Annotated in this window: 17 protein-coding genes and 1 other annotated feature; of the genes, 3 read left to right on the top strand and 14 right to left on the bottom strand. The window is 36.2% G+C overall.

The window, feature by feature from the left end:
* The first annotated feature begins 314 nt into the window (after positions 1–314).
* The gene (locus tag ACS127_RS05390) at positions 315–1,310 is read left to right on the top strand and encodes an aldo/keto reductase (RefSeq protein WP_440897406.1); all 996 of its coding nucleotides are present in this window, start codon (positions 315–317) and stop codon (positions 1,308–1,310) included.
* A 497-nt stretch (positions 1,311–1,807) separates the two neighbouring features.
* Here ACS127_RS05390 and ACS127_RS05385 read toward each other — a convergent pair whose 3' ends face one another.
* The 13 genes from ACS127_RS05385 to ACS127_RS05325 form a co-directional block, all read right to left on the bottom strand.
* On the bottom strand, positions 1,808–3,055 hold the full coding sequence (locus ACS127_RS05385) for a S1C family serine protease (RefSeq protein WP_440898084.1): 1,248 nt from the start codon (positions 3,053–3,055) through the stop codon (positions 1,808–1,810).
* 54 nt (positions 3,056–3,109) lie between these two features.
* Complete coding sequence (locus tag ACS127_RS05380) at positions 3,110–3,907, bottom strand: MBL fold metallo-hydrolase (protein ID WP_440897405.1); 798 nt, start codon at positions 3,905–3,907, stop codon at positions 3,110–3,112.
* Positions 3,904–4,845, bottom strand: a complete 942-nt coding sequence (locus ACS127_RS05375) for a two-component system regulatory protein YycI (RefSeq protein WP_440897404.1) — start codon at positions 4,843–4,845, stop codon at positions 3,904–3,906. Before ACS127_RS05375 ends, ACS127_RS05380 begins: the two co-directional genes overlap by 4 nt.
* Positions 4,826–6,181, bottom strand: coding sequence for a YycH family regulatory protein (locus tag ACS127_RS05370; protein ID WP_440897403.1), 1,356 nt, complete (start codon positions 6,179–6,181; stop codon positions 4,826–4,828). Before ACS127_RS05370 ends, ACS127_RS05375 begins: the two co-directional genes overlap by 20 nt.
* A 2-nt stretch (positions 6,182–6,183) precedes the next feature.
* A complete protein-coding gene (gene walK, locus ACS127_RS05365) occupies positions 6,184–8,007 on the bottom strand; it encodes a cell wall metabolism sensor histidine kinase WalK (RefSeq protein WP_440897402.1) in 1,824 nt (607 codons plus the stop codon).
* A gap of 4 nt (positions 8,008–8,011) precedes the next feature.
* Positions 8,012–8,713, bottom strand: a complete 702-nt coding sequence (gene yycF / locus ACS127_RS05360; protein ID WP_440897401.1) for a response regulator YycF — start codon at positions 8,711–8,713, stop codon at positions 8,012–8,014.
* A 129-nt stretch (positions 8,714–8,842) separates the two neighbouring features.
* Complete coding sequence (locus ACS127_RS05355) at positions 8,843–9,451, bottom strand: pyroglutamyl-peptidase I (protein WP_440897400.1); 609 nt, start codon at positions 9,449–9,451, stop codon at positions 8,843–8,845.
* Between the two features lie 159 nt (positions 9,452–9,610).
* Positions 9,611–11,062 carry a peptidoglycan DD-metalloendopeptidase family protein gene (locus tag ACS127_RS05350; RefSeq protein ID WP_440897399.1) on the bottom strand — a complete coding sequence of 484 codons (1,452 nt, stop codon included), beginning with the start codon at positions 11,060–11,062 and terminating at the stop codon, positions 9,611–9,613.
* Between the two features lie 260 nt (positions 11,063–11,322).
* On the bottom strand, positions 11,323–12,615 hold the full coding sequence (locus ACS127_RS05345; RefSeq protein ID WP_440897398.1) for an adenylosuccinate synthase: 1,293 nt from the start codon (positions 12,613–12,615) through the stop codon (positions 11,323–11,325).
* A gap of 1,165 nt (positions 12,616–13,780) precedes the next feature.
* Entirely contained in the window at positions 13,781–15,148 is a 1,368-nt protein-coding gene (dnaB, locus tag ACS127_RS05340) for a replicative DNA helicase (protein ID WP_440897397.1), read from the bottom strand.
* A gap of 137 nt (positions 15,149–15,285) precedes the next feature.
* A complete protein-coding gene (rplI, locus tag ACS127_RS05335; protein ID WP_440897396.1) occupies positions 15,286–15,732 on the bottom strand; it encodes a 50S ribosomal protein L9 in 447 nt (148 codons plus the stop codon).
* Entirely contained in the window at positions 15,733–17,703 is a 1,971-nt protein-coding gene (locus tag ACS127_RS05330) for a DHH family phosphoesterase (RefSeq protein ID WP_440897395.1), read from the bottom strand. It abuts the gene before it with no gap.
* A 35-nt stretch (positions 17,704–17,738) separates the two neighbouring features.
* On the bottom strand, positions 17,739–18,686 hold the full coding sequence (locus ACS127_RS05325; protein ID WP_440897394.1) for a YybS family protein: 948 nt from the start codon (positions 18,684–18,686) through the stop codon (positions 17,739–17,741).
* 548 nt (positions 18,687–19,234) lie between these two features.
* Between ACS127_RS05325 and ACS127_RS05320 the strand changes: the two genes are divergently transcribed.
* The gene (locus ACS127_RS05320) at positions 19,235–20,011 is read left to right on the top strand and encodes an HAD family hydrolase (RefSeq protein WP_440897393.1); all 777 of its coding nucleotides are present in this window, start codon (positions 19,235–19,237) and stop codon (positions 20,009–20,011) included.
* A gap of 546 nt (positions 20,012–20,557) precedes the next feature.
* A complete protein-coding gene (locus tag ACS127_RS05315; protein ID WP_440897392.1) occupies positions 20,558–21,928 on the top strand; it encodes an MATE family efflux transporter in 1,371 nt (456 codons plus the stop codon).
* A gap of 358 nt (positions 21,929–22,286) precedes the next feature.
* Here the strand turns inward: ACS127_RS05315 and serA are convergent, their stop codons facing one another.
* The gene (gene serA, locus ACS127_RS05310) at positions 22,287–23,873 is read right to left on the bottom strand and encodes a phosphoglycerate dehydrogenase (RefSeq protein WP_440897391.1); all 1,587 of its coding nucleotides are present in this window, start codon (positions 23,871–23,873) and stop codon (positions 22,287–22,289) included.
* Between the two features lie 117 nt (positions 23,874–23,990).
* Positions 23,991–24,223: a binding site (T-box leader), on the bottom strand.
* Positions 24,224–24,289 lie beyond the last annotated feature (66 nt).

The raw sequence follows: 24,289 nt of genomic DNA, 5'->3' as shown, positions 1-24,289 counted from the left end.
TTCTATTGTTCTATTCACTATTTTCTAAATCGCATTGAATATTTTATCGTTTTTACTCAAAAATTCTCTGCTGAAATAAGGGGCTTCTGTTAACACCCTGGCGTACTCCAGTCTGTAATCGGTTTGCCTTGTTTTCTCTAACATACAGGAAATCTGGATGCAATCCGATTTGGGAGTAAATCCTTTTTTATTTTGAATTAATCACTAAAGCTTTTCATGAACTTATATTTTGTTTGCATAGAACAAAGGATTTATCTTGCTCAATGTTGAATATTAATATTAAGTAAACCAGACTATTTGAAGGAGGCATTCAATTGAATTATCAACCTGCAAAAGATCGCTATAAGAATATGATTTATAATCGTGTTGGTCAGTCTGGGCTTAAGCTACCAGCTATATCACTTGGACTGTGGAATAATTTTGGCGAGTCCGATTTATTCTCCAATCAACGAGCGATGATCACTCGAGCATTTGATTTAGGCATTACTCACTTTGACTTAGCTAATAATTATGGTCCGCCAGCTGGATCTGCTGAAGAAAATTTCGGAAAGATTTTAAAAAAGGATCTTTCTTCATATCTAGATCAATTAATTATTTCTACTAAAGCTGGTTTTTATATGTGGGAAGGTCCTTATGGGGATTGGGGTTCAAAAAAGTATTTAGTCTCCAGTTTAGACCAGAGTTTAAAACGAATGGATCTTAACTATGTTGATATCTTCTATCACCATCGACCAGACCCTGAGACTCCTATTGAAGAAACGATGGCGACTCTTGATCTCATTGTCCGACAAGGTAAAGCATTATATGTTGGACTTTCAAATTATAATGCTGAACAAACCAAGGAAGCTGTTAAGATTTTAAAAGAACAAAAAACACCTTTTATTATTCATCAGCCTTCTTATTCAATGTTTGATCGTTGGATTGAAGATGGCTTAACAAGCGTTCTTAGTGAAGCAGGAGCTGGTGCAATTGCTTATGTTCCACTAGCCCAAGGACTATTAACAAATAAGTACTTAAAAGGGATTCCAGAAGATTCTCGTGCTGCTAAAGCTCACATTCCGTTTTTAAAAAGGGAAGACATTTCTGAAGAAAAACTAGTTAAGGTTGTTGAATTAAATGAATTAGCAAAAGAGCGTGGTCAATCATTAGCTCAAATGGCACTTGCTTGGGTTTTACGTCAAGAAGTTGTTACTTCAGCGTTGATTGGCGCTAGTCGAGTAAGCCAGATCGAAGATAACGTTTCAACTTTAGCGAAGTTAGACTTTTCTCAAGCTGAACTTGATCAAATTGATATCATTCTTGCTAAGTAATCATCATCCCCAAGTGACCGTCATACGATCGCTTGGGGATTTATTAAGGTGGGACAAAAAAGTTTTAGCTAAATACGAACGAACATTATATGGATTTGAACTACTCACTACTTAATTTCTAACGAACTTTGAAATGAGAGTCTTCTATCGGAAATTAAAAAAACAAACACAGATAAGGTATGTTCTACTTTCCTCGAAAATACAAATCATTATCCACATTTTCATCCACAATATTTGTTTATCATCATTACCCACTGCCTTTCAACAAGATAACCACAGTTTTTCCACAAAAATAGGCTAATTTTTTCATTTTCTCTAAGCCATTTAGTGTGGGAATATTCGTTCTATACTATATATTGAAAGTTACACACAAGCTTATACACAGGTTGTGAATAACTATTGAGCTTATACACATAAAAAAGATTAAACATAAAAAAAGACTTGAGAAAATCAATGTTTTCCTCAGTCTCTTTTGATTATTACTACTATTTTGGGATTCATTGTGTGGATAACTCCACAGTCACTTGTTGTTTTTCTCCTCCTCGATAAAAGCTGACAACCATCTCATCATCAGGATTTTTACCTTGGTAGAGATGCTTTCTTAAATCAACAATCGTATGAACCGCCTCTCCGTCTAATTCAACAATAACATCATATGGCTCTAATCCAGCATAGTCAGCTGGTGAGAATGGCTCAACGGATTGAATATAAATGCCGCCTGTCACTTCACTTGGCAGATTAAGATTTCTCTGCCACTCAGTTTGAGGCACATCAACTAATGAATACGCCTCTACACCTAAGAAGGCTCGTGTCATTTCTCCGGTTGTTTCCAACTCTTGAATAACAGGAATGGCTTCATTAATTGGAATCGCAAAACCAATACCTTCTACTGCTGATTGAGCAATCTTCATCGAATTGATTCCAATTAATAGACCAGACATATTGATTAGTGCACCACCACTATTACCTGGGTTAATGGCAGCATCTGTTTGAATGACTTCAGCTTGCCAATCGGCTAGCCCATCGCCACTAAAATCCTGTGGAATGGAGCGTTGGGTACCGCTAATAATACCTTGGGTAACCGAACCCGATAAATCTAGTCCAAGTGGATTTCCAATTGCAATAACTGGTTCACCAACTTTAGTTAACTCAGAATCACCAAGTTCCATAACAGTATTTACATTCGATCCATCAATTTCTAAAACAGCTAGATCAGTAAAAAGATCTGTTCCTTTTAATTCTGCCATTTCTCTTGACCCATCTGCTAGTATGACTTCTATTTGATCTGCGTCCTCAATAACATGATGATTGGTAACGATATAAGCACGATCATCTTGTTGCCGATAAATTACGCCTGACCCTGTTCCACCATCATAAATCGCCTGTTCCCAAAAATTAAAATTCTCTGTTTGAATATTCTCAACACCAACAACAGCAGGCATGACATCTTCAACAATCGTTGTTACTTGTGTTGCAATATCAACGCTAACCGGTCGAATCGAGTCGAAGATTTGAAACTGTTCCTCTTGGTTTGCTTCTGAATCTTCACCCATAAATAAATTATCCTCAGAAATAAGATAAAACTTGTAAGGTAACCAATCCATTTCAATCATTTTTGGTAGAGCTACCGTAAACAAAAATGCACCCAATACAATGCCAATGATCAAATATAATAACCCGTTCGGTCTACGCCGGCGGTAAATACCTCGTTTTCTTTTCTGTTTTCCATCATCAAAGTATACGATTTTAGATCATCCCCTTTTTACCATTGTGATCAGTTTACCACAATAGATAGAACTTTAAACAACTTGGTAAAGTGATGTTGGTGTTTGCGGGTCTGTATCATGTATCGTTAACTGATAATCAATAGGGAAATCAGCTGTTTTCAGATGATTTTCAACGGACATCCGAGCAAGTTCCTTCATGTTATTGTCTTTACTTAAATGAGCTAAATAGATTCGTTTCGTTTGGTCACCAATAATATCCTCCAAAGCAAGTGCACAGTCATCATTTGAAACATGACCGTAGTCACCCAAAATCCGTCGTTTTACATTCCATGGATAACGCCCCATTTGGAGCATTGAGACATCATGATTGGCTTCAAAAATTAACGCATTTGCATCCTCGACCGTTTTCTTAATCCGTTCCGAAACATAACCGAGATCGGTGACAAGTGCTACTTTTTTACCTGCATGATGAAAAGTATAAAACATGGGTTCCGCTGCATCATGTGAAACACCAAATGACTCAACATCTATGTCACCAAAAGTCTTAACTTGCTCTATTTCAAAAGTGAATTTTTGCTCAAGTGACAGCTTTCCAATTGAGTTATCCATCGCCTGCCATGTTTTCTCATTGGCATAAATCGGTAAATCATATTTACGTGCTATAATACCAAGGCCTTTAATATGATCGCTATGTTCATGAGTGACTAAAATTCTTGATAATTCTCGTGGATTCAAACCCACTTCATTAAATAGGCGATCAAGTTGTTTGCCACTCAACCCAGCATCAACTAAGATTTTCTCTTTTTCTGTTCCGATATAAAAAGCATTGCCTGTACTTCCTGAGGCAAGTACTGAAAACTGAAATGTCATTCTAATTCCACCTCAACTATGTTGTTATAAACGCCCATCAAAGCTTGTCTTATCGTTGAAATTAAGTCATCTGCATCATCTTCATCTTCTAAATGATAAAATACGGTATTATCACTATTTGATTGTTCTAGTCGTTCTATCAAATCTGAAATATTTTCTTGCATGAAGGAATCATTTTGTGGATAATTATGTCCTTCAATTGCATTAATAAAGTGATGTTCACTATTATTTACTTGAATATCCCAGGTTGGATTTAATAATTGCTCACCATTCGGTAATGAAACAAGGTTATGATAGCCTAAAGTAACATTAGAAATAGTGTCACCCGGATCTAGTACATTTGAGTGGTGGTAGAGACGGTAAACAGCGTCATATTGCTGAATGACTGAACGTTCCTCACCTGGGTCACCCACTGTACTTAAACGTGTTTGAGCATATTGGGTCATATCACCATCAGCATTTAGTTGAATCAAAAGAATGGCATTCTGATTATAGAAGACTGGAAATGTGAGCCGTTGGAAAAAAACCAGCACTCCAGCCGACTCAATCCTTCCCCAATAACTATAGCTGTTGCCATTAAAGACATACTCCCCTAGATCACTCTCCGGATCCCGAAAATCAAAAGAAATAGGTTCATTAAAACGTGCAAATAAATAATGATTATCAACAACGGCCATTTGTTGGTCCGATAATTCCTCTAATCCAGCTTCCGCTTCTTCATTGTAATTATAATTTTGGGCAGAAATAAGCGGTGCTGTAAAACTTTCATCCGATAAGTTGCCTAGGCCGTTAATATTGAACTCCAACTCTTCTTCCCGAGAAGTTTCGGATATAAAGGTTATGTCCTCTTCTTGGCGATCTAATAGCTGCTTAACGAGAAAAATATTTAAGACTAAGAAACAAATAATAAAAACAGTTTTAATTTGTCCCCAATGCACTATTATCTCCCCCTGTTTCCTCTGGTGGAATAGTTAATGGATTCCAGCCATTAATACCTTTTACATACCACGTTGGAATCAACTCATAAACTTGTCCTTGACCACTTATCTGTTCTCTAATTCGATAACCCACCATGACATCGTAAATTGCACTTCTTTGATAATTTTCACTATTTAAAATCTCAATCACAGTATCAGCATCCGGTAAATTAGCTGATTCACTATTAACCCCTCGTTGCTCGACTAATGTAACCAATGGATGATTATATTGATAAACCTCTTGATTATGCCAAGCAACAGAAATATTAGAAATATTCTGATCAGAAAAAATCGGTATACCTTGGTAAGATAGGGTGAATTCAACCTTATTTATTCTTGTCGTATTCTCTAAATGAGATAAAAAATAGTGAAAAGGTTGTTCAAAAGTAAAGCCATTATGTGTATTAATAAAATTATGAACTTGATCAAAAAGCTCATAATAGGACAACTCTTGATCTGAAACCTGATGTTCGTTTGTCTGATTTGTAAATGAAATCTGATCTGATTCAAGGGTCAGTTCTCTTGTCCCATCAATAAAAACTGTATTTCCATCAAATGTGCGTGCACTTCGGACAATAGACGGAGTACTAAACAGGAAATTTTTAAATGGATCAACCGGAATATCAGTATAAGAAAATAATAAAATATTCGGATCAATTTCATTTGGCAAATACATATCTGTTCCCCGACTACTTTCATAGACTTCATAGCTAATAAAATCTTCGCTATCAAAGAATCCTTTCAATCGCTCTACCTCACGGGGATAATCTTGCAGACTGGCTCCAATCACTTGACTTTCATGATCATTACGAAAAATAAGATGATAATCACCTTTTTGATCAAAAATAATCTCAATTCGATTGAACATCAGTTCTGGAATAGATATGTCTTGGTCGACAGAAAATAAATCATAGATCGTTTCAGAAGGAAGCTCTGTAGAAAAAACAACCTCTGCGCGATCCTCAACCTCATCCTCCAACCACTCTTCATTTAAATTAAAAGCAGAAAAATTATACAATGAATAATCAAGAATACTTGTGAAAACATCCTGTTCTTCTGTTTTATCACTTAAACTAACTGGCTTTTCATTATTTTGATTATGATAAATGATATAGATCGGTTTTAGTACCTCATTCCGCGTTAATCGGTGTCCTTCTTCAATGTGTGGATCAACCAGGTTTTCTTCATCTCCTGACATCTCAAAATCAGGTTGATGATTCCAAATTGCTAAAGTTAAAAGTAAACTAGAAATAACTAATAAGATGAGTAAAATTGATTTTAATTGTTCACCTTTCACAGTTAATCCCCCTGCTTTCGGCTAATTAAGGGTAAGGAGAAATAAACTTTTGTCCCTTGTCCCTCACTGCTCTCTGCCCAAATTTGTCCTTGATGATTGATAATGATCTCTTTTGCAATCGCAAGACCTAAACCTGTACCGCCTCGCTTTCTTGAACGAGCGGCATCTGCCCGATAGAATCGGTCAAAAATTTTATCGAGCTTTTCTCGCGGAATACCCGGTCCATGATCAGCAATCATTATCTTAATTCGATTACGCTCCTTTGTTAGCTTAAAGCGAATAGAATCATGTTTAGGTGAGTATTTTAAAGCATTAGACATAATATTATCAACAACTTGAATAATTTTATCTTTATCCATCCAGAGGAAAATACTTTCTCTCGGAATACTGCGTTCTATTTTAATCGATTCATCTTTATTCATTTCAAATCGGTCAAGAACATGATGGAAAAAAGGCACAACGTTTACTCGTTCTTTAACTATTTCCTGATCTTTATGATCCATTTTAGATAATTGCAATAGATCATTGACGAGACGAATCATTCGATCTGTTTCATTTTGAGTAACCTCAAGAAATTGTGGGGCAATCTCTTTATTTTCCCAAGCTCCATCTGTTAATGCTTCTAAATAGCTACGCATCGTTGTCAGTGGTGTCCTTAATTCATGGGAGACGTTAGAGACAAATTCTCGCCGCTCACGTTCAACTTTTTCCAATTCAGTCACATCACTTAAAACGGTAATTAAACCCGAAAAACGACCGACTTCATCATGTACAGCGGTAAAATTAGCTTTCAGCAAAAGGAAATGATCAGCATCACTAAAATCAACTGTTATCGAACTGGAATCTTGCATCTCAACAAAGTTTATCGTTTGCTCATCTAGATGAAGCACCTCAAAGATGGATTTGTACCGTACTTGTTCGAAGGATTGTCCAATCAAAATAGCTGCTGGATCATTCATTAAGGTAATTTGACCCGCTTCATTGGTTGAAATAACCCCATCTGACATATTTGATAACACCAAACTTAATTTGCGCCGTTCTTCCTCTGTCGTATGATTGGCTATTTTTATGTTCTCTTTCATTTCATTAAATGTATTCGCTAATTGACCAATTTCATCCGTTCCATAAACATTCACCTTTTGGGAAAAGTCCCCTTCTGCTAGTACACGAGCCTGCTCTCGCATTTCACTAATTGGCTTCGTAATTGAACGAGCAACTAAGATACCTACAACGGCAGAAACAACAATAGCAATCAAAGTACCATTAAAAAAAATCGTATTAATACTAGAAAGCTGTTGATAAATTCCTTCCATTGACGCTTCTAAATAAATCGCTCCAATGGGCTCATCTTCATTATTTGACAAGGGATAGATTCTAATCAAATGTCGTTCACCGGTTACCCCATCACGCTGAATAGATCGCAAGGGAGTTCCTGAAATAATCGCTGGTCGAACGCTGCTGTTACCAGTTACGAGCTTACCCATATCCTCTTGATTATTTGTGCCAACAATTCGAAATTGACGATCCACAACTTGTAGATTTGTGTAAGTATCACTTTGTCCATATAAAGCCAATATACTTGCGATATCTCGTTCTAAAGACCGCTCTGAACTATCATCCGAATAATCTGTTAAAAAGGCATCTCTTATGTTGTAGCTCAATACCTCTAAGCGTTCTTCAATGCTTTGTTCAAAGCTTTCTTTTAATTCCGTTTCCAAGCCCTGAGCAAAATAAGCACCGATTACTTGGATAGCCAGTAAAAGAAGCAATATCATGATGATTGTTATTTTCCATTGAATAGATTGGAATATCCTTGCCTTTTTCATCTTTTTACTCCTGTTCAGGATTACGTAAATAGTAACCTACACCTCGTCGAGTGATAATCCAGATTGGGTTGCTCGGACTATCTTCAATCTTTTCTCGAAGTCTTCTTACTGTCACATCAACGGTCCTTACGTCACCATAGTAATCATAGCCCCAGACCGTTTCTAATAAATGCTCACGCGTCATCACTTGACCCAAGTGACGAGCTAAATAATGAAGTAATTCAAATTCACGATGTGTTAAATCAACTTGATTACCAGCTTTTGTTACAGCATAAGCATCAGGATGAATGATCAGTGTTCCAATTTGAATATCTTTATTTGTATTGTATTGATCGATTGGCTGTTGCCGGCGCCTTAAGTTAGCTTTCACACGAGCGATCACTTCTCGATTACTGAACGGCTTCGTGACATAATCATCAGCCCCTAGCTCTAGACCTAATACTTTATCTATTTCTGAATCTTTTGCAGTTAACATGATAATCGGCATGTTATGTGTTTTTCTAACCTCACGACAAACTTCGTTACCGTCACGTTTAGGTAACATAATATCTAGTAGCAATAAATCTGGATTTTCTTGATTTGTTAATTCAATGGCTTCATCACCATCATAAGCACAAACAACTTCATAACCTTCTTTTTCTAAATTAAACTTCAATATATCTGCAATTGGTTTTTCATCATCTACAACTAATATTTTTTGACTCATGTTATTGTAGCCTCCCAATAAAATATTGTTCTCTTGCTATAGTTTAACGTACTTTTGGGTAAATGTCTTTTAATGCACAAATTTACTGTTTGTTACTGTTTATTTTAGCAATGCTTCATTCTGTAAGGGCTAACTCGATAAAGCTTTGATACAAACAATAACTGCCTTTTTCAAATCATCATAACTCCAACTTGGCATTTTTCCATGTTCAATTGCAAGTTCATGCGAGGCTGGAATATGGATAAAGCCAGCTGGAAGCTCAATCTCATTGATCTTCGTATAATATAATGCTTGATACATCACATGATTACACAGGTAGGTTCCTGCTGTGTTGGAAACTTCCGCTGGCAGGCCCTGTCTCTTCAATTGCTCAACCATCTTGCTGATTGGCAATGTAGAAAACAATCCATCAGTACCATCCTCCCAAATTACCTCATTCTCTGGTTTATGCCCTTGATTATCCTTTGGTCCATCGTTCACATTAATTGCAATTCGTTCTGGACTAACCTTGAATCTCCCTCCAGCAAGTCCGAGTGAAATAATGGCATCCGGTTTTGTTTCATCTATGACTTGCAAGAGCTGTTTTCCTGCTTTATGAAAATCTACAGATAGGACATGAGAAGCGACAGTATAAGCTCCAATCGTTGTACCATTCAATTCTTCTACAATTTCCTTCGTTGGATTAATGGAGAAATCTAAAAAAGGTTCAAAGCCTGTAAGCAATAGTTTTTTACTCATATGCTGCACCTACTCTTTTATTATATTGTGATACTTCTCCTTGCGTACAGTATAACACAGAGTTTTTCGAATAAAGAAGTTCCATCATCAATTTTGATGATGGAACTCTTTTTAAATTATGATTAGCTCACTTTATTTCCGTTATTTAACTTATGACGTTTAATTTAAAACATCCATTGGATCAATATTTGAACCCTCTTTAATCACTTCAAAGTGTAAATGTATTCCTGTTGAACGACCTGTTGTCCCCATCACACCAATTTTTGTTCCTTGAGGGACCGTTTGGCCCACGCTGACTGAAGTACTTGCTAAATGACCATATAATGTTTTATAGCCATTATTATGATTGATCACTACATAATTTCCATAGCCGTTTGCATCATTGCTGACTTTCTCAACTGTTCCATTATCAGAAGCAACAATATCTCGATTGGATGGACCAGCAATGTCAATGCCTTTATGAAAAGATCCCCAGCGTGGTCCGTATGGACTGGAAATATAACCGCCAGAAGCCGGCCAATCAAAGTCACCTTCTCCTCTAGAAGGGATGACTTTCGTTCCTTCAATGGTAATTTCATCTTGAACTTCTTCAAGTACTTCCTCATCTAATACTTCACGATCAACCGTTTCACCATTTACCTTCTCAATGCCTCGATGAACCTTTTTCTTTCCATCTTGACCTTCTTGTTTTTTCTCTGTCTCGCCACGGTAAAGATCATCAGATTGTTCCGTTTTTTGTTCAAATTTAACCGTTTCTTCTGCTAATTCTTCCTCATAAACGATAACGTCCACAAATGGAACATAATCTGTCACATTAAGCTCTTGCTCTAATTGTAAAATATCATCAGCATCTAAGTCTTCATTTAATTCTAGTAGCTTATCCTCAGTTAGATCATACTCTGCTGCGACAGAATATAGTGTATCACCTTGTGAAACTTCATGAATCAAATCCTCAAGTGTACCTTTTTCTAAAAGCTTAACCGCTTCTTTAACTGTTAACAACTCATCTTCTGAAACAATTGATTTAGAAAGTGTAACTTCTTCCGATAACATAACGTCTACTATTATAGACTCTCCAATATCAAGCTCATTATCTTTATCCTCTTCCTCTGATAGACGCTCTAAAATCTCTTCGTCTACATATAAGCTTTTAAAATCAAATAATGCTTCTTCAGCCTCTTCCTCTGAAACAAAGTGACCTAAGGTGTTATCACCGAGTTGCAAAGTTGTTGCTTGGATATCAATGACTAGCTCTTGATCAAGTTTATCTAGCACTTGATCGATACTTATGTCTGTAGAAAAAACACGTTCTGGAACAAATAAAAGCTCTTGGTCATAGCCATATGTATAGGTATCATCTGCCTGATTCTTTTCTTTTATTTGATCGACAATGTGTTGTTCAACAAGCGACTCATCTTCAACAGGTCCAAGATATTCACCATCTAAATAAACATGATGGATTGTTAATAGACCATCCTCATCTTCTCCGCTAGCATAAGCAACTTGAGATTGGGAAACAATTAAACTGGTAATTAACACTAGTATCAACAATAGTCCACTAGCTAGTAATAGATTAAATCTATTTAAACTGTTCTTAGTCCGTCCTTGCATGGTAAAATCCTCCTGAACAAATTAGCATGGATACTTTAATCATCTATGGTAGATTAACATAGAGTTTCTTCTATTTTAAACCCTTTATTCGATAATGTAATACAATCGTATAATAGGTTCCATTTTGTGGTGACTATTAAATGGATTAAATTAAAAGAAAGGTTTCTTCTTAACTTTTCAGGAGCTAATACCATACGCATAGACTAAAAAAACACGATCTAATGTTAACTTTACCATTAGATCGTGCTTTATTTGATTTGTTAATTAAGCCGATAAACGTTTCGCACTTCATTTGTTTGTGTTCGGTCAGGACCGACAGAAAAGATAGATAGAGGTATTTGTGTTAGTTGAGAAATACGCTCTAAATAGTGGCGCGCATTAGCTGGTAATTCGTCAAGACTCTTGACACCAGTAATATCCTCAGTCCAACCAGGTAATTCTTCATACACAGGTTCACATTCAGCCAACGCTTTTAAGCTAGCTGGAAATTCCTTAATAATTTTCCCTTTATATTTATAAGCGACACAAATTTTCAATGTTTCGATTCCTGTCAAAACATCAATTGAATTCAAGGATAAATCCGTAATCCCACTGACACGACGGGCATGTGAAACAACGACACTATCAAACCAACCCACTCGGCGGGGGCGTCCTGTTGTCGTCCCATATTCATTACCAATCTTACGAATCCGATCACCTACTTCATCATGTAACTCTGTAGGAAATGGACCATCACCAACACGTGTTGTATAGGCTTTAGACACACCAACCACATGATTAATTTTTGATGGGCCTACTCCAGACCCAATCGTTACCCCTCCAGCAATTGGATTAGATGATGTTACAAATGGATATGTTCCTTGATCAATATCAAGCATTACACCTTGTGCCCCTTCAAATAAGACACGGCGTCCTTGATCTAAAGCATCATTTAGTACAACTGATGTATCAACAACATATTTAGCGATTTCTTGTCCATATTGATAATATTCTTCTAAAATATCTGCTACTTTTATTTCATCTACTTCATAAACCTTTGTAAAAAGGCGATTCTTTTCAGCCAAATTTTGTTCTAATTTTTCCCGAAAGGTTTCTTTATCTAATAGATCAACGATCCGAATACCTACCCGTGCTGCTTTATCCATATAAGCTGGGCCTATTCCCTTTTTCGTTGTTCCTATCTTATAGATACCCTTTTCTTCTTCTTGTAATAAATCCAACTTTAAGTGATACGGCAAGATAACATGTGCTCGGTTACTAATTTTTAAGTTTGTGGTATTGACATTTTTATCATGCAAATATGCTAATTCCTCTACAATTGCTTTTGGATCAATAACCATTCCATTTCCTAACACACTTACTTTATCTTCAAAGAAAATACCGGAAGGAATTAGGTGTAATTTATAAGTAACCTCGTCAAACTTAATCGTATGGCCAGCATTATTCCCACCTTGATAGCGGGCAACAACCTCCGCATTTTGTGATAAATAATCGGTAATCTTTCCTTTACCTTCATCGCCCCACTGTGTTCCAACAACTACAACTGATGACATAACTGGTACCTCCATCATTCTATTTTAGAAAAACTAGCATTCCCTTGTATCTGACATGAATACGTTAGTTTTTCTTATACTTTAATCATGAATATTTGGGTTAACTTAACCCCACTTGTTAGCTAAGTTTCTATATCCTAAAACAAATAAGGATATATCTAAAATTAACAAAGATAATAAATCTATTGATCAAGCTAAAGCTGAATAATTAACTTATTCCAACGTTCAGTTTACCAATCCAGACATCAAAAGTCAATATTTTTACGAACATTCAAACGAAACAATAAATTATTGTTCGACTTTTGCCGATGGAATATTTAGAAAACTCGGGGCAACAACGGGGTTCAATGGGGCGAGTAATCACAAATCTTTACGGTGGAACGAGTAACCGCAGCACTGTTGTCAGGTTAAAAAAATCTATTAAGTGAATCCATTTCATAATGATAAATAGCATGCTAAGATTCAAATATTGAAGTTCGGTGCTTTCCACTACAGGTGGATGCTTTCCGCGGAGATGAAGGTCTATAGGACGTAGATCATGCAGGTGTTGGGACTGCGGTTACTCGTCCCATCAAAAGCTCTGCCACAGGACGTGGCGAACTTAACCTGCCTTCAGCTAACTTTTGTAGCCTAATACGCTACAAAAGTGGATCTTCAACTCATCCTCGAAAATAAAAGGCGATTTTCTTCGTGCGATGTTTCGCTGACGAAGCTTTACTTGTCTTATTTCCGCTGGAGTCACCCCCTAAGAAGAGAGACACCGTAAGAATAAGTAGTTTTCTTATTCTTAGCCTCAATTCCAACGTCTTCATAACCTACGTCCTGTACATCTCCACGCCTATAGAAAGCGGAACATAGCTTATCTATGCTTCTAAAACGAAAGTATAAGGTTATCAATTGAAAATCTCCTTATAAAGTCAACGTTTATACTTAATAGGAGGTCTACTCTTAAGTTATCTTGCTTGAAACTGAAAATTCAAATACGAAAGTTGAGTTATTATAAAAGTATGACAAAATGAACTTTTAATATGAAGAATGACTGTGACTATACATAATTCAACAAATACTTTGCTTGGGGGGGAAACTTTAATAGTCGACCAAAAAGTAATAAGGCTGCCATACCCTGAAGTTGGATATGACAGCCTCCATAAACAATGATTTAGTCTTAAGCCGGGGGTACATCTGCATCATCGTAACGGTGATCTAAATCAACAAATTTATTATACTCTTTAACAAAGGCAAGCTCTACAGTCCCTACTGGACCATTCCGCTGCTTTGAAATGATAATTTCTATAATATTTTGTTTTTCTGATTCTTTATCATAATAATCATCTCGATATAAGAAGCCTACGATATCAGCATCTTGCTCAATACTTCCAGATTCCCTCAAGTCAGACATCATCGGTCGCTTATCTTGACGAGATTCAACGCCACGAGAAAGCTGTGATAAAGCAATAACAGGGATATTCAATTCTCTAGCCAATGCTTTTAAGGAACGGGAAATCTCTGATACCTCTTGCTGACGATTCTCTTTTGCGCTAGCCGTACTCCCTTGAATTAATTGTAAGTAATCAATAAAAACCATACTTAGACCATGTTCTTGCTTTAGTCGACGGCATTTTGAACGAATTTCATTAACGCGTATACCTGGTGAGTCATCAATAAAAATGCCTGCATTTGACAAGCTCCCCATCGCCATCGTTAATTTTCCCCAATCATCCGCTTCAAGGTGCCCTGTTCTTAAGCGTTGTGCGTCAATATTCCCCTCTGCACACAGCATCCGATTGACCAGTTGATCTGCACCCATCTCCAAACTAAAAACAGCAACATTCTCATCTGTTTTTGTTGCGACATTTTGGGCAATATTTAATGCAAAAGCTGTTTTACCAACAGAAGGCCGAGCAGCTACAATAATCAAATCATTGGGCTGAAACCCAGAAGTAATTTGATCAAGGTCTCGAAACCCTGTTGGGATTCCTGTCACATCTCCATCGTGCTGATGTAATTTTTCAATATTATCATAGACATCGATTAAAACATCTTTAATATTTTTAAATGCTCCTGCATTCCGACGGTTACTTACTTCTAGAATATTCTTTTCAGCATTACCAATGACTTCTTCAACTTCATCCTCTTTAGAAAAGCTCTCAGTCACAATATTCGTTGCGGTTGAAATTAAGCGGCGAAGTATCGCCTTCTCTTCAACAATCTTTGTATAATAACCAATATTTGCTGCGGTTGGTACTGCATTAGCTAATTCTGTTAAGTAAGATACCCCGCCAATCTCCTCCAATAACTTAGCATCTGCCAAAGCCGTTGAAACAGTAACTAAATCAATCGGCTCTCCCTGATCGGTTAATTGCATCATCACTTGGAAAATTCGCTGATGTGCTGCCCGATAGAAGTCTTGTGATTGTAGATATTCAGACGCTGTTGACATCGCATCAGGTTCAAGAAAAATAGCCCCTATAACCGCTTGCTCAGCTTCAATATTGTGAGGAGGTGTTCGCTGTTCTTCCCACACATCACTCATAAAAGGCTCCTCCTTCTCCTACTATTTAAAAGACTTGCTTTTACCCCTAATGAAAGCTTTTTTTCTTATACGATCAACGGTAAGACCTTATTCTCCTTAATCGTATAAAAGAAGAGGGTTTAAAACCCTCCTCCTCATTAAGCCTCTACAACATGTACTTTTATTTCCCCTGTAACTTCTGGATGTAATTTCACTGGAATGTTTGTATAACCTAATGAGCGAATTGGTTGTTTTAACTCAATTTTTCTTTTATCTATTTTTATCTGATGATTTTTTTCTAACTCATCGGCTATATTCTTACTGGTAATTGAGCCGAACAAACGACCATTATCACCGGCTTTTGTTTTTACTTTAACCTCAAGATTAGCAAATGTTTCCTTTAATTGCTTTGCTTCTTCAACAACTTCTTGCTCTTTTCTCTGTGCTTTTTTCTTTTTAGCTTCCAGCCCTTTTAAGTTTCCTGGTGTCGCCTCAATGGCTAGGTTATTTTTTAATAAATAGTTGCGCGCATAGCCTTCAGAAACATTTTTAACTTCGCCTTTTTTTCCTTTGCCTTTAACATCCTTTGTAAAAATAACTTTCATTTATTCGTCTCCTCCCTCAATGGATTGATCAATAATTTCAATCAGTTGTTCATAAGCTTGTTGAATTGACATATCGCTTAATTGTGTAGCAGCATTGGTTAAATGACCGCCACCATTCATTTGTTCCATTATCAATTGAACATTAACATCTCCAATTGAACGGGCACTAATTCCAACCCGACCATCAGAACGTTCTGAAATAACAAAAGAAGCATCGATATTCTTCATGGTTAATAATGTATCAGCAGTTTGTGCAATCGCTACTGCTCCAAAGACTTGACCAGGATCCGCTCGTGCAATAGCAATATTATCTTTGTGAATAATCGTTCTTTCAATTAAATGGCTTCGCATGATATAAGTATCTAAGTCTTCTTCTAAAAAGCTTTGGACCAAAATTGTATCGGCACCCTTTGAACGCAAATATGAAGCTGCATCAAAAGTCCTCGATCCTGACCGAAAGGTAAAGCTTTTTGTATCAACAACGATACCCGCTAATAAAGCCGTTGCTTCTAAGCGATTTAATTTAAGAGATGGCGACTGATACTCAATGAGCTCAGTCACTAATTCAGCCGTCGAAGATGCATAGGGTTCCATATAGACTAACGTTGGATTATCAATAAATTCTTCCCCTCGTCGATGATGATCAACCACAACAACATGTTCCGTTTTTGATAAGAGCTTTCCTTCAGCGACAAGTGACGGCATATGTGTATCAACAACAACAGTCAACGAGGACTTCGTTACCATTTCAAGTGCAGTTTCTGGAGTGATTAAATGTTCGCTCAGTTCTGTCTGATTTATTTCTGTTACTAAGCGGTCGACCCCCAAAGCTAAATCCTTCTTATCAATAACGATAAAGGCATCTACATCGTTCATTAATGCTATTTTGAGAACACCAATGGCTGCTCCAATCGAGTCCATGTCTGGTGATTTATGCCCCATAATAAATATTTGTTCACTTTCTTGCATCAGTTGCTTTAAAGCATCCGAAATCACACGAGCCCTAACTCGCGTTCGCTTTTCCATCGGATTAGTTTTGCCACCAAAAAATCGTACCTTTCCTTCTTCATTCTTGATAACAACTTGATCACCACCACGTCCCAAGGCCAAATCAAGACTAGATTGGGCCCATTCCCCCATCAAGGGTAAGGAATCACCGCCTAAACCAATTCCAAAGCTAATGGTCAGTGGGATGTTTTTATTATCTGAGACCAGCTCACGAACTTCATCAAGAATTTCAAATTTTGCTTGTTCTAATTGAGCCAAAATCTTTTGGTTCATAACGGCTAGAAACCGATCTTGTGAGGTTCGTTTTAAATAAATTCCATATTGATGTGACCATTGATTCAAGATTGAAGTGACACGAGAATTGACTTGACTTTTTGCCGTATCATCCATCGTTTGAGTAATCTCATCATAATTATCTAGAAAAATAATTCCAATCACGGACTGATGATTATCATAATCATTTTGAATCTCAACTTGTTTTGTTTGATCAAGAAAATATAATAATCGTTCTTCTTTTTTGATCGTTACATGAAAATGGCGAGTTTGCATATAAAAACTGACACTATGATCATCTTCTTTAATTGCCTTTTTTAGTTTCTCCGAGAAAATATCTAGAGACTTACCAACCAAAGTATTCTCTTCAGCGAATTGATTTAAATATGAGTTTGTCCATTCAACTTTGAAATCTTCACTATAAAGAACAATACCGACTGGCATTTCTAATAAGGCTTCTTCACCCACTTTCCTAACTCGATGGGAGAGAGTCCTAATATATTGCTCTTGTTCAACTGTCTCTTTTTGTTCTTGTCGAATCGTGTAATATAGGGCAATTCCCAGTAATATTGACATGATAAGACCCAAAATCCACTGCAGAAACCAAGTAAATCCTAGTAAAATAAAAGCAATTAAATAAGTATAAAAAAGATGAAAACTTGGGTCATATTTTTTGAATAAATTACGCATTGCTGTCAACTCCTAATTGGCTTACACGAATCAGATCAGATTATTCTCTTTCTTAGCATAAAACCTACATCAATTATACCTAAGATTCTTGTTAGATACATCCCTACAGGTAAAAATAATAGACAAAAGATAATAACAAGTACTGAAACAAACGTTGGTTGCTTCTTTTTAGCTAAGAAATATAAAATAAAGGAAAAACCTTGAATTGAAAAAAGAATACCAAGAATCACTGAAGCATTAAGGATAATTGTGTCTATCATTAACATACTTTCAAAATCAAACCATGAAAGAATAATAACAATAAAGTAAATCCATAAAACTATTTTAGGCAGTTGAAACAAACGAAAAGCAGGAAATGATAATTGGGTATGATCTGATTTATTTAAAACTTTATGGGTCAACCATTGCGTAATAAAGCCATAAATCATGGATACGATAATTAAAATAGATGGGATTAAGTCTAATAACACCATCATCTGGCGTTCAATCATGCTGATATCTTCCGTTGTTAGATCAATCCCTGCTCGCTCTAATAGTAATTGTGTGGAACCTAAAGATTCTTGAATCATTAGCTGATACTCTGTGGCGAGACTAACATCTGAAAGCCACTCAACAATCAAGATTAAAACTAGGAATCCTAGCGCAAAACCAATTGTACCACGACTCCATGTTTCATAAGGATGTCGTTGATTTTTTATGGATTCGCCAATAAAAGCTCCTGCTAATATAGCTATCAACGCTAAAGGAAGCGAGATAACAAAGAAATAAAAAGCAAAGACCGAAATAGATAAAAGGATAATCAACCCTAGCAAAGCTGAAACTTTCCAACCGTAGCGATAACCGTAGATTGCAACTGGAATTGGCAGGATAAACAGCGTAACGAGCTCTATCGATGGAATAAACATTGTGAGTAACAATAGAGCAACAAAAATGGCTCCAAAGATGAGACCTTCTCTAATTATTTTGTTTTTTTGATTTTGCATCAACTACACCTCATTATTTGTAAAATAACTTTTCATTAGACAACCCATGGATTATTTCATTAATGCTTTTTGAATAGACTCCATGTTGCTTTCTTAATTGACATGACAATCTTGAGTCATTTTGTAACATTCGACGAGCATACCTGTGTTCATTTCTCTAATTCCTTGGGCATAAGAAATTATGCACTCTCAAATTTATTGCTTAACTAAAATTTAATATATTCTTAATGTGAGAAAAAGCACAGCATTGACGCTGTGCCTCGATCATTAAGTGTTATGATTTATCAACATGTTATAAACGCATTGACTTCGATCCATTAGAATCTTAGTATATCTAAAGATATACTAATTATTATAGCTAGATCAGTGGAAAAAAACAAACAATTCAATTGTCTAACTTTTTAACTTTCATTGATAAAACGATGTTATTTATGATAATAAAAAAGGCTGGATGCACCCATGCTGAGGTATGAGTGACATAATAGCATTTCTTTTTATCACGATTCCTTGTTATAATGAGCATAATCACGTCATAAAGGAGAACTTTAATGATTACGACGATTTTTTTTGATTTAGATGATACGCTATTATGGGATAAGCAAAGTATCAAAAAGGCTTTTGAAGCCACTTGTAAAAGTGTTTCGAACCTCAATCCTGAAAAACTTGAAAAAGCTGTTCGAATTGAAGCTACTAAATTATATCAAAATTATTCAACCTATCCATTTACGCAAATGATTGGTATTAATCCTTTTGAAGGGTTATGGGGAACCTTTGATGATGAGGGTGATGATTTTCAGAAAATGCATCAACTGATGCCGGAATATCGAGTGGATGCTTGGACAAATGGCTTAAAAGCTTGTGGAATAGAAGATAGACAGCTAGGTAAAAAACTAGCTGAACAATTTATTATCGAACGAAAAAAGCATCCTTTTGTCTATTCAGATACCTATTCAGTATTAGATCAATTAAAGACAAAATATCAACTTTTACTATTAACAAATGGCTCACCATCTTTACAACAAACTAAATTAGCTATCACACCTGAAATTTCTGAATATATGAACTCTATCATTATTTCTGGTGCATTTGGTTATGGAAAACCAGACCCAAAAATATTTAAATTTGCCCTAGAAAAAGCAAATGTACCAGCCGATCAAGTAATGATGATTGGTGATAATTTAATGACCGATATACTTGGAGCAAATCGGACAAGGATTAAAAATATTTGGATTAATCATCACAACAAAATCGCTAAAGAAGTGAAGCCAACATATGAAGTGCCATCTCTTATTGACATCCTACCTATTATTGATAACTTGTCATAATACCTTCATTAAAAGAGAGAGATGCACAAGGAAGAAAAAATGTTTCAACAGATTTTTCATACGACTCTCTAAAAGATAACGTCTCGTTGCTTGATGGTTCAAATGGATTATTTCTCCGCATTCAAGCGTAAATTTTATATTTTGTGCATAAAAGCTAAAATTCAAGTGTAGATTCAGAAATTCGCACGTAAATTTTAGCTGTTATAATAAACTATATATTTTTATCTGAATCAGAATCGACCCCCTCTGCCTAACAAAAAGATTAGCGAACAATAAATATACTAAGATTAGTGGGTAAGGTCATCGCCGAATGATTTTACCCACTATATTTAGATTGTCTTTCTTAGCTTTCTTTGCTAAGATATTCTAACGAATGTTTATTAGCCGGGGGACGAATTAAACTTTAGTATCGCTAAAATTAAACATGAAGCACAATAGTTATTTGCTAAACATGGATATAATCAGACCCCTATTTCAATTTTACTGAGGACTACACTTAAATTGAACCTTAAGAGGTTCAATTAACTAGTTAAGGGGGAAAGTATTATGTACCATGCAGAAACATTAAAAGAAAAAATAAAGTTATTCTTAAAAATCTTATGGCCTATAATGATCACACAAATAAGTTTGTCGTTGATGAACTTAGTCGATACCATTATGGCTGGACGAGTTGGAACAGAAGACTTGGCTGGTGTAGCCATTGGTGCGAGCCTTTGGTCACCTGTTTTTACAGGGATGAATGGCATTCTGCTAGCAGTCACTCCAATCATCGCTCAATACTTAGGACGAGGTCAAAAAGATCGCATTCATTACACGGTTACACAAGCGATCTATTTAGCGACGGTCATTGCTGGATTGATTATTTTAGTTGGCACCTTTGCTCTATCACCAATACTTAATTTAATGGATTTAGATCCTGAAGTTAAACATATCGCCTTACATTATTTACTTGGACTTTCAACTGGAATTATTCCGTTATTTATATCAAATGTTTTAAGGAACTTCTATGACGCTCAAGGATTTACTCGTATTTCAATGTTGATTACAGTACTTGCTGTACCATTTAATGTTGGGTTAAACTACTGTTTAATTTTTGGAAAGTTGGGTTTACCAGAACTTGGTGGGATTGGGGCAGGTTATGCAACAGCTCTAACGTATTGTATTATTCTTATCTTGAGTATAGTTATGACATTTAAACTTAATACAGTTAGACATTACCAGCTATTTGTTCAATGGGTCAAGCCATCATTTAAAGCATGGAAAGAACAACTTACAATTGGAATCCCAATCGGTCTGTCCATTTTCTTTGAATCCAGCATTTTTTCTGTTGTTACCTTAATAATTGGCATCATGTTTTCAACGGCAATGATCGCAGCCAATCAAATTGTAATCAGTTTTTCATCATTAATTTTTATGCTTCCTCTATCTGTCTCGATGGCATTAACAATTGTCGTTGGTTATTCTGTGGGTGGCAAACGAATAGATGCTGCTAAACAATATAGTTTTTTAGGTGTGCTAGGCGGTGTCGGTGCATTGAGTATTACTGCTATTTTCATCTTTTTCTTTCGCGAACATATCGCTCGGTTATACTCAAACGATGCTGAAGCCATTCAGCTAGCAGCTCAGCTCTTTTTAATAACGATACTTTATCAGCTTTCTGATGCTATACAAGCTGGATTGCAAGGAGTTTTACGTGGTTATAAAGATGTGAAAATACCATTTTTTATTGCCTTTACTTCCTATTGGATACTTGGTTTACCAACAGGATATCTATTAGCTACAATGACAAATCTAGGTCCCTTTGGATTATGGCTCGGTATTTCAATTGGTTTAACGAGTGCAGCTGTCGGATTTTTAATTCGATTAAGATATAACTTTCGAAAGGAAAAAGCTAATATTCGTACACAGACGATCTAAAAATAAAGAGACTAGAACAAAAAGTTATTCTAGATACAAACAAACACGATATGGATATAAGGGAAATGATCACAGGTGAGGTATGTTCCACTTTCCGTAAGCATCAATCCCCGCGAAACGCAAGTCGTGGTTTTTTAGAACGACTAGACACCAATGCTGTCAGGTTAAGAAAAGTAATCGATCAAGAGGGTGGAACAAAAAGATTTATTCATAAACAAATAGAATATGGATATAGAGGGCCCCCCTCCGCAGATGAGATGAACATTCACTAGAAAGTGTGTGATCCCTTGTTTTTTGATAGAAAAAAGCTGTTACACAACTTATCTTTTGTGTAACAGCCCTTACTTTCATCTTATATTTAAATCTCGATTGCATTTACTTGATAAATATCTTCTAAATCAACAAGGATTTGCAAGTCTTCATCCATTACTTTTACATCAACTGTTAAAAGCATGATTGCAGCTCCTCCAATATCAGCACGCCCAACCTGCATGGTTGCAATATTAATATTCTTCTTAGCGAGTTGAGATCCCACTCTTCCGATTGCACCCGGTTGATCTTTATGTCGAATCAGAATAAGATGACCTTCTGGAGCTAGATCGACACTATAATTCTCTACTTGAACAATTCGCGGACCCAATCCTTTTAATAAAGTCCCTGCGACCGCCTTTGTGCCTGATTTTGTTTTAATTTCTACTTTTATTAAATTTGTAAATCCTTTGGTATGACTCGTTTTGTGCTCATTTATAACAAGGCCTTGTTGCTCTGCTAGGTAAGCGGCATTGACATCATTAATATGATCACCAAAGTGATATTTTAATAAACCTTTGACTGTATTTCGCGTAATTGGACCGACTTCAACATCATGCAGCTCACCGGAATAGGAAATATTAATCTGCTCAATCACTTCATCTGTAAGGTGGGTTAAGAACAAACCTAGTTTTTCGGCTAGATAGAAATACGGCTCAATTTGCTTCATAATATCTTTTGGAACGGATGGCATATTGACAGGATTCTTAACTAAATCACCATTTAATAATCGAACAACATCATGGCTAACATCGATAGCAACACTTTCTTGTGCTTCAACTGTACTTGCTCCTAAATGCGGTGTGGCAATCACTTGTGGAAGCTCAAGTAATCTATTATCTGTTGCCGGCTCTTGTTCAAAAACATCAAGAGCAGCACCCGCAACCTTTCCATCGACAATTGCTTGGTGTAGTGCTTCTTCATCGATGATACCTCCACGAGCACAATTAATGATTTGAACCCCTGTTTTCATTCGAGCAATCATTTCTTTATTAATAAGATATTTGGTTTCTTTTAATAATGGTGTGTGTATCGTTAAGAAATCAGCCGCTTCTACAACTTCCTCAACAGTTCCTTGTTTAATTCCTAAATGTTCAGCTTTATCTGTTGTTAAAAATGGGTCATAGGCAATCACATTCATCCGCTGACCTTTTCCTCTTAAAGCAACCTCCCGACCAATTCGCCCTAAGCCAATCACCCCTAGGGTTTTTCCTTTTAATTCAACACCTACATGGGTTTTACGATCCCATTTTTGCTGTTTTAAGGCATAATAAGCTTGTGGAATTTTCCTTGCTAAAGCCATCAACATGGCAATGGTATGTTCAGCAGCTGAATTCGTATTGCCATCAGGAGCATTGACAACAACAACCCCATTTTCCGTTGCTGCTTCAAGATCAATATTATCCACACCAACACCCGCACGACCGATAATTTTTAATTGTTTACCTGCTTCAATAATTTCCCTCGTTACCGTTGTTTGGCTACGAACTAATAACGCATCATAGTCAACAATTTTCTCAGTTAATTGCTTAGGTGTTAAATCCGTTATTATATCCACTTCAATGTTTTCAGCATCTCTTAATGGATAAATGCCATCTTCACTGAGAGGATCACTTACTAATACTCGATAAGTCATTTAATCATTCCCCTTATAATTATTATTCATTTTAAAAAGTAATTCAGCTTGAGTAACCCAACCTGCTATGCCCCCTTCAAGAGAAATTAAAAAACTTCCCGCCCTCTACGTTAAATCGTAAGGGGCGAAAAGTTATTGTTATTATCTTCGCGGTACCACCCTAATTTTACTGATTCAATTAAATCAGCTCTTATTGGTCAAATGTGTAACGTACATGAACGTTTAAGCTTACTGAATGTTCAGCTTAAAGACTTAGAAGTGGAATTTGTTAACCAAAATACTGGTTTGCACCACCCACCAGCTCTCTAATCCTTTTGTATCAACAAACATGTCTTCATCATTGTCTTTGGGATATTTTCTAATAATTTAGAATTTTTATTTATAATAGCATGTTTTAAATAAATGTCAACATTTTT

The organism is Amphibacillus sp. Q70, from assembly GCF_052055485.1.
GTDB lineage: Bacteria > Bacillota > Bacilli > Bacillales > Amphibacillaceae > Amphibacillus.
The sequence above is the reverse complement of the archived record's forward strand: the minus strand, read 5'-3'. Positions and strand labels throughout refer to the sequence as shown.

Bases quoted from the DNA above. Each gene is read 5' to 3' on its own strand.
- ACS127_RS05380 (WP_440897405.1), bottom strand. From the start codon at position 3,907: ATGACATTTCAGTTTTCAGTACTTGCCTCAGGAAGTACAGGCAATGCT.
- walK (WP_440897402.1), bottom strand. From the start codon at position 8,007: ATGAAAAAGGCAAGGATATTCCAATCTATTCAATGGAAAATAACAATC.
- yycF (WP_440897401.1), bottom strand. From the start codon at position 8,713: ATGAGTCAAAAAATATTAGTTGTAGATGATGAAAAACCAATTGCAGAT.
- ACS127_RS05355 (WP_440897400.1), bottom strand. From the start codon at position 9,451: ATGAGTAAAAAACTATTGCTTACAGGCTTTGAACCTTTTTTAGATTTC.
- ACS127_RS05350 (WP_440897399.1), bottom strand. From the start codon at position 11,062: ATGCAAGGACGGACTAAGAACAGTTTAAATAGATTTAATCTATTACTA.
- ACS127_RS05345 (WP_440897398.1), bottom strand. From the start codon at position 12,615: ATGTCATCAGTTGTAGTTGTTGGAACACAGTGGGGCGATGAAGGTAAA.
- dnaB (WP_440897397.1), bottom strand. From the start codon at position 15,148: ATGAGTGATGTGTGGGAAGAACAGCGAACACCTCCTCACAATATTGAA.
- rplI (WP_440897396.1), bottom strand. From the start codon at position 15,732: ATGAAAGTTATTTTTACAAAGGATGTTAAAGGCAAAGGAAAAAAAGGC.
- ACS127_RS05330 (WP_440897395.1), bottom strand. From the start codon at position 17,703: ATGCGTAATTTATTCAAAAAATATGACCCAAGTTTTCATCTTTTTTAT.
- ACS127_RS05325 (WP_440897394.1), bottom strand. From the start codon at position 18,686: ATGCAAAATCAAAAAAACAAAATAATTAGAGAAGGTCTCATCTTTGGA.
- ACS127_RS05320 (WP_440897393.1), top strand. From the start codon at position 19,235: ATGATTACGACGATTTTTTTTGATTTAGATGATACGCTATTATGGGAT.
- ACS127_RS05315 (WP_440897392.1), top strand. From the start codon at position 20,558: ATGTACCATGCAGAAACATTAAAAGAAAAAATAAAGTTATTCTTAAAA.
- serA (WP_440897391.1), bottom strand. From the start codon at position 23,873: ATGACTTATCGAGTATTAGTAAGTGATCCTCTCAGTGAAGATGGCATT.